The organism is Kitasatospora sp. NPDC056327, assembly GCF_042261735.1.
Classification (GTDB): Bacteria; Actinomycetota; Actinomycetes; order Streptomycetales; family Streptomycetaceae; genus Kitasatospora.
On sequence record NZ_JBHJRC010000286.1, the window covers coordinates 1 to 10,732 of the forward strand.

The following is a 10,732-nucleotide window of genomic DNA, read 5'->3' on the forward strand; positions in this document are numbered from 1 at the left end:
GGTGCCGGACGTGTCGTCCGGCACCGGCCCTTTCGTCCGTCCGGTGACTGCGCGTTCGGGCAGCCGTGTCCGTCAGGGCCCGCACCTCCGGGCCCTCCGGTCCGGCTCCCCGGCGTTCGGCCCCGTGCCCGGGCCCCCGTGCGTCCGCCGGTCCGGGCCTTCAGGCCGTCAGTTCGGCGAGCATCGCCTCGCGGAAGCGCAGCGTCCCGGCCAGCCGGGTGAAGGTCTCGCCCCAGGCGGTGCCGGGGGCGGCCCCGGCGGCCAGTTCCTCGACGGCCGCGGCGGTCTGCGGGGACAGCGCGCGCTCGGTCATGCCCAGCACCCCGCTGTGGCTCCACGGGTAGGCGCCCGAGCCGGCGGCCCGGGCCAGCGCCTCGACCACCGCGGTGGAGAGCGGCGGCGTCCACGGGGTGGTGCAGGCGCCGAGCAGCTGGAAGGCGTCGCCCAGACCGTGCGCCTCGATGAACGCGGCCGTCCAGACGGCCCGTTCGGCGGGCGGGAGCACGGCGAGCAGCTTGGCCGGGGCGCCGGTGGTGCGGGCCGTGCGCCCGGGGCCGGGGACGGGCGCCGGGCCGAGCAGGGCGCGGGCCCAGTCGGCGTCCTGCTGGCGCACGGCCGCCCGGGCCCAGGCCTCACGGAGGTCGTCGGCCCAGGTGCTGCTGGTCTCGTCGATGGCGTCGCCGACCCGCAGGGCGAGCAGCCGTGCGGGTGTCAGACCGGTGTGCGCCGACCAGAGGGCGAGCGGTGCGGCGGCGATCACCTCGCCGAACCACCAGGCCCGTTCGCCGCGCCCGGTGGGCGACTTGGGGGGTATGCCGTCGCGCTGCATGGCCGGGTCGCACGCGGTGGGCGGGGTGACCAGCAGGTGCGTGCCGTGCGGGGAGAGGCGCACGGCGGCGCGGGCGCGCTCGGCCATCCGGGCGGCCAGGGCGGAGCCGGGCAGCGTGGAGAGCAGTTCGGCGGCGGTGGCCCGGACGTTCTTGCTGCGGTCGCCGAGCGCGGCCTCCAGGAAGGGCTCGTCGGCGAGCGAGAGGCCGTCCTGGAGGGAGTCCAGGAACAGCAGCCGGTCCTCGGCGCGCTCGGTGGGCCAGGTGCCGTGCAGCAGCGCCAGGCCGGCCGCCGGGTCGCGGCGTCGGAGCAGGGTGAGGTGGGCGACCCGCTCGGCGAACAGGCCCTCGTGCCAGAGGCGGTCGCCCTCGGCGGACGGGGTGCCGTCGACCGGCCGGGTGCCCTCGACCGGTGCCGGAGCCGGTGCCGTCGTCGGTGCCGGGCCCGTCTGCCGGGCCGGCCCGGGCTCCGGGGCCGGTGCGGGGGCGGCGCGCTGCACGAACCGCCAGTCCGGATTGCGCTCGGCGAGCCAGCGGCCGAGCGGACCGGCCAGCGCGACCGCGTCCGGGCGCAGTTCGCTGCGCGCCCGGGCGGCGTCGAGCAGGGCCGGCACCTGGGCGGCCGGCACCCGGTAGCCGCGGTCCCGCGCCGTGGCGAGCCACTGCGGGAGCAGTTCGCCGAGGTTGGCGAGGACGCCGCTGCCGCCGCCGCGGGTGGAGAGCAGCAGCGAGAGCCGGCGGGCGGCGGCGGCCGGCGGCTCGGGGCGGGGGTCCTCGGCGGCGGGCCGCCCGGCCGGGCCGTCGGCGGCGGTGGGCAGCGCCCCGGCCCGGCGCCGGACCGTCTCCAGGGCGGCCAGTTCCAGCAGTGCGGTGGCCGGGTCGGCGAGGTCCACGGCGCCGTCGTACGGGGCGGCCGGGTCGGGCGCGGGGAGCGGCCGGCGGTCGGTGCCCAGCAGGGCGGTGGTCTGCAGGGACTCCCAGGGGTCGGGCACGGGGCCTCCTCCTCCGGTGGAACGGGTGCGGATGGGTGTCGGGGCGGTCCCGCCGGCCGTCGGGCCGGGCCGGCCGCGGAGGTCGCTCAGGGGGTGGTGAGGCCGATCGGCCGGCCGTCCCGCCCCCAGGCGGTGACCGGCGCGAAGCCGCGGTGGCCGTACTCGCCGAAGACGGTGAGCGGGCGCCCGGTGGAGACGGCGGCGAGCCGCCACAGGGCGGCCTCGGGGACGGCGGCGCGGTGCACCGGGACCAGGTGCCGGCCGTCGGTGAGGTGCCAGCCCTCGTCGGAGAGCACCGGCACGACCTCGCCGAGCACGGTCGGCCAGGCGTCCAGCCACGGGTCGTCGGCCACCGCGTCGCCGTAGCCGGCGACCGCCTCGGCCACGGTCAGACCGGGCGGCGGGGTGTCGGACGCGGCCTCGGGCGCGCCGTGGCGGATGCCGAGGACGGCCCGCAGCGGCCGGGCGCCCGGGTGGAAGGCCAGCTCCGCCTCGACCACCTGGCCGGTGGGCAGGGCGAGTTCGGGCGCCTGCCCGGGGCGGCCGAAGGCGAGCAGCAGGGCCGGGCGGCCGGTCTTGGCGCCGCGCAGCCAGAGCCGGCGGGTGGTCAGCCGTTCGTCGGTCGTGTCCCGGCTGCCGAGCACCTGCCAGCGGTCCCGGACGGTCGGGCCGGCCAGCAGCTCGGCGGTCTCGGTGGTGTAGCCGACCCGGGTGCGCACGGTCGCGGCGAGCTGCTCGGGCAGTTCGTCGAGCCGGGTCGCGGCGGTGGCGAGCAGGTGGAGCATCGCGTACTCCTCCAGCAGCCCCTGCTGCGGCACCGCGTCCAGCTCGCGGACCCGGGTGGCCAGGCCGGGGGCCTGGGCGTCGACCATGCGGGCCGCGACCTCCTCCCAGGGCCCCGCCGTGGACTGGTCGGCCAGGCCGTGCCGGACCCGGTCGGCGAGCCGCAGCCGCAGCTCGGCGGCGCCGGCCGCGACCCGGGCGGAGCGCTTCTCGGCGCGGCGCCGCACGGCGGCCGGGTCGGCCGGGGCCTCCGGCCGCGCCGCCCGCTGCCCGGCCCGCTCCCGGCGGTCCTTCAGCCACCCGGCGGCCCAGTCGGCGGGTTCGGCACCGTCGGGCACCGAGCCGGGGGAGCCGCTCCAGAGCAGCAGCAGCCCCAGGGCGTGCTTGCAGGGGAACTTCCGGCTCGGGCAACTGCACTGGTAGGCGGGCGTGGCGAGCTCGACGACCGTGCGGTAGGGCGTGCTGCCGCTGCCCCGGCACTCGCCCCAGACCGCGTCGCCGTCGGTGCCCGTGGCCGACCAGGGGGCGGGCGTGGAGAGCTTGCCCGCGGCCTTCCGCGAGGCGGCGTCGGGCGCGAGGGACAGGACGTGTTCGGTGCTCCAGCGTTCCTCCATGCCGACGACGTTAGGCGGCGCCACTGACAGCCGGCCTGACGCCCGGAAGGCCCCGGCTGAGGGACGGTCAGGATTGTCAGTGGCCGGGTGCAAGGTGGTCACCGCAGGCCGGGACGCCGACCTGGCTCCCCCCGATCACCTCGCCGCCCGGGCATCCGTGTGCCCGCCGGCCGACCCGAAGGAGCCCCGATGACCGATGTCGCGACCGAGGTCCTGCGCCGGCACGCCGAGGAGGCGTTCGCCGGTGAGCTCGCCGCGCTGGCCGCCCAGGACGACCGTCCGCGCCCGGAGCGCTGGCGGCTCTCCCCGTGGGCCGTCGCCACCTACCTGCTGGGCGGCGAGCTGCCCGACGGCACCGTGATCACCCCCAAGTACATCGGCCCGCGGCGGGTGGTGGAGGTCGCCGTGACCACGCTCGCCACCGACCGGGCGCTGCTGCTGCTCGGAGTGCCGGGCACCGCCAAGACCTGGGTCTCCGAGCACCTGGCCGCCGCGATCAGCGGGGACTCGACCCTGCTGGTGCAGGGCACCGCCGGCACCCCCGAGGAGGCCGTCCGGTACGGCTGGAACTACGCGCAGCTGCTCACCAACGGGCCCAGCCGGGACGCGCTCGTCCCCTCGCCGCTGATGCGGGCGATGGCGGAGGGCCGGATCGCCCGGGTCGAGGAGCTGACCCGCATCCCGGCGGACGTGCAGGACAGTCTGATCACCATCCTGTCGGAGAAGACCCTGCCGATCCCGGAGCTGGGCACCGAGACCCAGGCCGTCCGCGGCTTCAACCTGATCGCCACCGCCAACGACCGCGACCGCGGGGTCAACGAGCTGTCCAGCGCCCTGCGCCGGCGCTTCAACACCGTGGTGCTGCCGCTGCCCGGCTCGCTGGAGGAGGAGGTCGAGATCGTCAGCCGCCGGGTCGAGCAGCTCGGCCGCTCCCTCCAACTGCCCGAACTGCCCGGCGGCGCCGAGGAGATAAGGCGCGTGGTGACCGTCTTCCGGGAGCTGCGGGCCGGGATCACCGCCGACGGCCGGACCAAGGTGAAGACCCCCAGCGGCACCCTGTCCACCGCCGAGGCCATCTCGGTGGTCACCAACGGCATGGCGCTCGCCGCGCACTTCGGCGACGGCGTGCTGCGGGCCGGCGACGTCGCGGCCGGCGTGGTCGGGGCGGTGGTCCGCGACCCGGCCACCGACCAGCAGATCTGGCGCGAGTACGTCGAGGGCGTCCTCCGCGAGCGCGAGGGCTGGAAGGACTTCTACCGCGCCGCCCGTGAGAACGCCCGCTGAGCGGCACGGCCGCGGGGCGCGACCGGGAAGGGGCACGACGTGAACGGCACGACCGCAGGCTCGGAGATCTCGGGAACCCCGGGAGGGAGGGCGCGATGAGCGCAGAGGTGACGTTGCTGGGCGTGCGGCACCACGGGCCGGGCTCCGCCCGCTCGGTGGCCGCCGCACTGGAGCACCTGCGGCCGGACGCGGTCCTGGTGGAGGGCCCGCCGGAGGCCGACCCGATCCTCGCACTGGCCGCCCGCGAGGACATGGTGCCGCCGGTCGCCCTGCTGGCCCACGCGGCCGACGACCCGGCCCGGGCCGCGTTCTGGCCGTACGCCGAGTTCTCGCCGGAGTGGGTGGCGATCCGCTGGGCGACGGGGCACGGCGTCCCGCTGCACTTCATCGACCTGCCGGCCGGCCACCTCCTCGCCGACGGGCCGGACCCGGCGGACGGCACGGACGGAGCCGGCGACGGCGGAGGGGACGACGGGGCCGAGGGAGGCGGGGACGGCGGCGGGGACCTGCCGCGCGACCCGATCGCCACGCTCGCCGCGGCGGCGGGCCACGACGACCCGGAACGGTGGTGGGAGGACGTCGTCGAGCACCGCCGCCCCGGCGACGACCCGCTCGCCCCCTTCACGGCCGTCGCCGAGGCGATGACCGCCCTGCGCGAGGACGGCGGCGGCGCGAGCCGCCGCGACGAACGGCGCGAGGCGTACATGCGCCGGCAGATCCGCGCCGCCCGCCGGGCCGGCCACCGCCGGATCGCCGTGGTCTGCGGGGCCTTCCACGTGCCCGCGCTGGCCCGGATGCCGAGCGTCGCGCACGACCGGGCGCTGCTGGCCGGACTCCCGCGGAAGGTGCGGACCGAGATCACCTGGGTCCCGTGGACGCACCGCCGGCTCTCCGGGCTCACCGGCTACGGCGCCGGGATCGTCTCCCCCGGCTGGTACCACCACCTGCACCGCACGGACGGCGACCCGCTGCCCGGCTGGCTCACCCGGGCCGCCGCCCTGCTCCGCGCCGAGGACCACCCGGTCTCCTCCGCGCACGTCATCGAGGCCGTCCGGCTGGCCCGGACCCTGGCGGTGCTGCGCGGCCGCCCGCTCGCCGGACTCACCGAGACCCTGGACGCCGTCCGCTCGGTGATGTGCGACGGCTCCGAAGTCGCCCTCGCGCTCGTCCGGGACCGCCTGGTGATCGGCGACGCGCTCGGCGAGGTGCCCGACGAGGCGCCCGCCGTCCCGCTCCAGCGCGACCTCACCAGGCTCCAGCGCACCCTGCGGCTCAAGCCCGCGCCCGAGCCCCGCGACCTCGACCTCGACCTGCGCGGGGAGACCGACGCGGCCCGCTCCCGGCTGCTGCACCGGCTGCGGCTGCTCGGGGTCGACTGGGGTGTCCCGGGCCGCTCCCCGGTCGCCTCCACCGGCACCTTCCGGGAGAGCTGGCGGCTCTGCTGGCAGCCCGACTTCGCCGTCCGGATCGCCGAGGCCGCCCAGTGGGGCACCACCGTCGAGCGGGCCGCCGCCGGAAAGGCCGTCGGCACGGCCCGGACCGCGGCCGAACTCTCCGAGCTCACCGCACTGGTGGAGAACTGCCTGGTGGCCGGGCTGGCCGGGGCGCTGCCCGCCGTGATGCGGGTGCTCGCCGACCGCGCCGCCCTGGACACCGATGTCGCCCACCTGGCCGGCGCGCTGCCCGCGCTGGTCCGCGCGCTGCGCTACGGAGACGTCCGGGGCACCGACCACGGCGCGCTCGCCGGGGTGGCCGGCGGACTCGCCGACCGGATCTGCGTCGGACTGCCGCCCGCCTGCACCGGCCTGGACGCCGCCGGCGCCGCCCTGATGCGCGGTCACCTCGACGACGTGCACGGCGCGATCGGCCTGCTCGACCCGGCCGACGGCCTCGCCGACCGCTGGGCCGGCACGCTGCGCGCGCTCGCCCGGCGCGAGCCGTCCGGCGGACCGGCCACCGGGGTCCCCGGTCTGCTGCGCGGCCGGGCCGTCCGGCTGCTGCTGGACGACGGCAGGCTCGACTCCGAGGAGGCCGGCCGGCGGCTCGGCCTGGTGCTGTCCACCGCCAACAGCCCGGCGGACGCGGCCGGCTGGATCGAGGGCTTCCTCACCGGGGGCGGCGCGCTGCTGCTCCACGACCCCCGGCTGCTCGGGCTGCTCGACGACTGGCTGACCGGCGTCCCGGCGGAGGTCTTCACGGACGTGCTGCCGCTGCTGCGCCGGACCTTCACCACCCTGGAGGCCGGGGTCCGGCGGACCGTCGGCGGCCGGGTGGCGGCCGGCCCGGTCGGGACCGGTCCGGCCGAACCCGCCGGGGAGGCCGTCGAGCTGGACCGGGCACGGGCCGGCGCCGCGCTGCCCGTGGTCGCGCTGCTGCTCGGACTTCCGGTCCGGCCGGGCGCGCCGGCCGGACCGCCCGGCGCCCGGCCGAGGATCCCCCGGCAGCCCGGGGGCCGCGACACCTGACGGTGTCCGTCCGTCCCTGTCCGTACCTGTCCGTCCCCGTCCGCAGACCGCACCCGGAGGAGCCCCGATGGCAGCCAGCACTCCCGCCCCCGACACCGCCGCGCCCGCCTCCGACTCCGCCGCCGACGAGCGGCTGCGCCGCTGGCGGCTGGTCCTCGGCGGCGAGGCGGACGGCACCGGCCGCGCCCTGCACGGCCGGGACGCCGCGATGGACGGCGCCCTCGCCGCGCTCTACCGGGGCGCCCCCGAGGAGGGCCGGTCCGGACAGCCGCGCGCCGGCCGCCGCAGTGCCGGCCTCGGCGGCTCGGCCCCGCAGGTGGCCCGCTGGTTGGGCGACATCCGCGAGTACTTCCCGGCCACCGTGGTCCAGCTGATGCAGCAGGACGCCATCACCCGGCTCGGCCTGGAGCAGTTGCTGCTGGAGCCCGAGATGCTGGAGGCCGTCGAACCGGACGTCCACCTGGTCGGCACGCTGCTCTCGCTCAAGCACGCGCTGCCCGAGACCACCCGGGAGACCGCCCGCGCGGTCGTCGGCCGGGTGGTCGCCGACCTGGAGCGCCGGCTCGCCGACCGCACCCGGGCCACCCTGGGCGGTGCGCTGGACCGCAGTGCCCGGGTCGACCGCCCCCGCCACCGTGACATCGACTGGGGCCGCACCATCCGGGCCAACCTCGGGAACTACCTGCCCGAGCACGGCACGGTCGTCCCCGAGCGGCTGGTCGGCCACGCCCGCGCCCACCGCGCGGTGAGGAAGGACGTCATCCTCTGCATCGACCAGTCCGGCTCGATGGCGCCGTCCGTGGTGCACTCGGCGGTGTTCGGCGCGGTGCTCGCCTCGATGAGGAGCCTGGACACCCGGCTGGTCGTCTTCGACACCTCGGTGGTCGACCTCACCGAGCAGCTCACCGATCCGGTCGACGTGCTGTTCGCGACCCGGCTCGGCGGCGGCACCGACATCAACCGGGCCCTCGCCTACTGCCAGTCCCGGATCACCCGGCCGGCCGAGACGGTCGTGGTGCTGATCAGCGACCTCTACGAGGGCGGCATCCGGGACGGGATGCTCAAGCGGGTCGCCGCGATGAAGGCGGCCGGCGTCCAGTTCATCGCCCTGCTGGCGCTCTCCGACGAGGGCGCGCCCGCGTACGACCACGCGCACGCCGCCGCACTGGCCGCGCTCGGCGCCCCGGCCTTCGCCTGCACCCCCGACGTCTTCCCGGAGATCATGGCGGCGGCGATCGAGAAGCGCCCGATCCCGGTCCCGGACCAGGGGGTGTGAACGGAGCCGGCGACGGCCCGGACGGCACGTCCGTCAACGGGCCGGAGCCGTCCTCACCCGAACGGTGTAACGCGAGGTGCGGGCGGGTGGACGGCCCGGTCCGGGCGCCCGGCGTGCGCCCCCCGGGTCGTCTGTGACGGTTCTCACCCAAGACGGGCGGGCCCCGGGCGAAACACGCCCGTCGTACGGGGATAACCTGCCAGACGGACGTGACGCGCGTGTTGATTGACGTGTGCGCCCGTGGCTGTGTGGGCCGCAAGGCCGTACTTCTGCGTACCCGCACCGCCCCGACGACCCGCAGCGAAGATCCTGCCGTGGCACGCTCGTAGAGACACAATCCGCGACCACGAACAAGGACAAACACGTGGACCTGTTCGAGTACCAGGCGAGGGACCTCTTCGCCAAGCACGGCGTGCCCGTGCTTGACGGCGATGTCATCGAGACCCCCGAAGCGGCTCGGGCCATCGCCGAGCGCTTCGGCGGCCGCGCCGTCGTCAAGGCTCAGGTGAAGGTGGGTGGCCGAGGCAAGGCCGGTGGCGTGAAGCTCGCCGCCGACCCGGCCGACGCCGTCGCCAAGGCCGAGCAGATCCTCGGCATGGACATCAAGGGTCACACCGTTCACAAGGTGATGCTGGCCCAGACCGCGGACATCAAGGACGAGTACTACGTCTCGTTCCTGCTCGACCGCACCAACCGCACCTTCCTGGCCATGGCCAGCGTCGAGGGCGGTGTGGAGATCGAGGTCGTCGCGGAGCAGAACCCCGACGCGCTCGCCAAGATCCCGGTCGACGCCAACGAGGGTGTGACCCCGGAGAAGGCCGCCGAGATCGTCGCCGCGGCGAAGTTCCCGGCCGAGGTCGCCGACCAGGTCGCCGACGTCCTGCAGCAGCTGTGGACCGTCTTCATCAAGGAGGACGCCCTTCTCGTCGAGGTCAACCCGCTGATCAAGTCCGGTGACGGCAAGATCATCGCGCTCGACGGCAAGGTCTCCCTGGACGAGAACGCCGAGTTCCGCCAGCCGGAGCACGAGGCGCTGGAGGACAAGGCCGCCGCCAACCCGCTGGAGGCCGCGGCCAAGGCCAAGGGCCTCAACTACGTCAAGCTCGACGGCGAGGTCGGCATCATCGGCAACGGCGCGGGTCTCGTGATGAGCACCCTCGACGTGGTCGCGTACGCCGGCGAGAAGCACGGCAACGTCAAGCCCGCCAACTTCCTCGACATCGGTGGCGGCGCCTCCGCCGAGGTCATGGCGAACGGCCTGGAGATCATCCTCGGCGACACCGACGTCAAGTCGGTCTTCGTCAACGTCTTCGGCGGCATCACCGCGTGCGACGCGGTCGCCAACGGCATCGTGCAGGCCCTCGCCCTCCTTGAGGAGAAGGGCGAGGCGGTCACCAAGCCGCTGGTCGTCCGCCTCGACGGCAACAACGCCGAGCTGGGCCGGCAGATCCTGACCGACGCCAACCACCCGCTCGTCGAGCAGGTGGACACCATGGACGGTGCGGCCGACCGCGCCGCCGAGCTGGCCAACAAGTAAGGAAGGGGACTTTCACACCATGGCTATCTTCCTTACCAAGGACAGCAAGGTCATCGTCCAGGGCATGACCGGCTCCGAGGGCATGAAGCACACCCGCCGCATGCTCGCCTCCGGCACCCGGATCGTCGGCGGTGTCAACCCGCGCAAGGCCGGCACCACCGTGGACGTCGACGGCACCGAGGTGCCCGTCTTCGGCACCGTCGCCGAGGCCATCGAGAAGACCGGTGCCGACGTCACCGTCATCTTCGTCCCGCCGGCGCACACCAAGAGCGCCGTCGTCGAGGCCATCGACGCCGAGATCGGCCTGGCCGTCGTGATCACCGAGGGCGTCCCGGTGCACGACACCGCCGCCTTCTGGGCCCACGCCGGCGCGAAGGGCAACAAGACCCGGATCATCGGCCCGAACTGCCCCGGCCTGATCAGCCCCGGACAGTCGAACGCCGGCATCATCCCGGCCGACATCACCAAGGCCGGCAAGATCGGCCTGGTCTCGAAGTCCGGCACCCTGACCTACCAGCTCATGTACGAGCTGCGGGACATCGGCTTCACCTCGGCCGTGGGCATCGGCGGTGACCCGGTCATCGGCACCACCCACATCGACGCCCTCAAGGCGTTCCAGGAGGACCCGGAGACCGAGCTCATCGTCATGATCGGTGAGATCGGCGGCGACGCCGAGGAGCGGGCCGCGGCCTTCATCAAGGAGAACGTGACCAAGCCGGTCGTCGGCTACGTCGCGGGCTTCACCGCCCCCGAGGGCAAGACCATGGGCCACGCCGGCGCCATCGTCTCCGGCTCCTCGGGCACCGCCCAGGCGAAGAAGGAGGCCCTTGAGGCCGCCGGTGTCAAGGTCGGCAAGACGCCGTCCGAGACCGCCCGCCTGGCCCGTGAGCTCTTCCAGGGCTGACGCCCTCCCGCTCGCGACCCCGCGCCCCCGCCCGGACCTCCGGGCGGGGG

At 75.8% G+C, this 10,732-nt stretch carries 7 protein-coding genes; 5 read left to right on the forward strand and 2 right to left on the reverse strand.

What is annotated here, in order from left to right:
- Nucleotides 1–160: 160 nt before the first annotated feature.
- Together ACFCX4_RS29790 and ACFCX4_RS29795 are read right to left on the reverse strand one after the other, a co-directional pair.
- The gene (locus ACFCX4_RS29790) at nucleotides 161–1,819 is read right to left on the reverse strand and encodes a DUF5691 domain-containing protein (RefSeq protein ID WP_376149058.1); all 1,659 of its coding nucleotides are present in this window, start codon (nucleotides 1,817–1,819) and stop codon (nucleotides 161–163) included.
- Nucleotides 1,820–1,905: 86 nt separating this feature from the next.
- Nucleotides 1,906–3,216, reverse strand: a complete 1,311-nt coding sequence (locus tag ACFCX4_RS29795) for an SWIM zinc finger family protein (RefSeq protein WP_376149061.1) — start codon at nucleotides 3,214–3,216, stop codon at nucleotides 1,906–1,908.
- Between the two features lie 189 nt (nucleotides 3,217–3,405).
- Here ACFCX4_RS29795 and ACFCX4_RS29800 point away from each other — a divergent pair, with 189 nt between their 5' ends.
- The 5 genes from ACFCX4_RS29800 (at nucleotide 3,406) to sucD (ending at nucleotide 10,682) form a co-directional block, all read left to right on the forward strand.
- Entirely contained in the window at nucleotides 3,406–4,500 is a 1,095-nt protein-coding gene (locus ACFCX4_RS29800; RefSeq protein WP_376149063.1) for an AAA family ATPase, read from the forward strand.
- Nucleotides 4,501–4,595: 95 nt separating this feature from the next.
- Nucleotides 4,596–6,965, forward strand: coding sequence for a DUF5682 family protein (locus ACFCX4_RS29805; RefSeq protein WP_376149066.1), 2,370 nt, complete (start codon nucleotides 4,596–4,598; stop codon nucleotides 6,963–6,965).
- A 67-nt stretch (nucleotides 6,966–7,032) separates the two neighbouring features.
- A complete protein-coding gene (locus ACFCX4_RS29810; RefSeq protein ID WP_376149069.1) occupies nucleotides 7,033–8,241 on the forward strand; it encodes a VWA domain-containing protein in 1,209 nt (402 codons plus the stop codon).
- 364 nt (nucleotides 8,242–8,605) lie between these two features.
- Nucleotides 8,606–9,778 carry an ADP-forming succinate--CoA ligase subunit beta gene (gene sucC, locus ACFCX4_RS29815; protein WP_376149071.1) on the forward strand — a complete coding sequence of 391 codons (1,173 nt, stop codon included), beginning with the start codon at nucleotides 8,606–8,608 and terminating at the stop codon, nucleotides 9,776–9,778.
- A 19-nt stretch (nucleotides 9,779–9,797) separates the two neighbouring features.
- Entirely contained in the window at nucleotides 9,798–10,682 is an 885-nt protein-coding gene (sucD, locus tag ACFCX4_RS29820; RefSeq protein WP_376149074.1) for a succinate--CoA ligase subunit alpha, read from the forward strand.
- The last annotated feature ends 50 nt before the right edge of the window (nucleotides 10,683–10,732 follow it).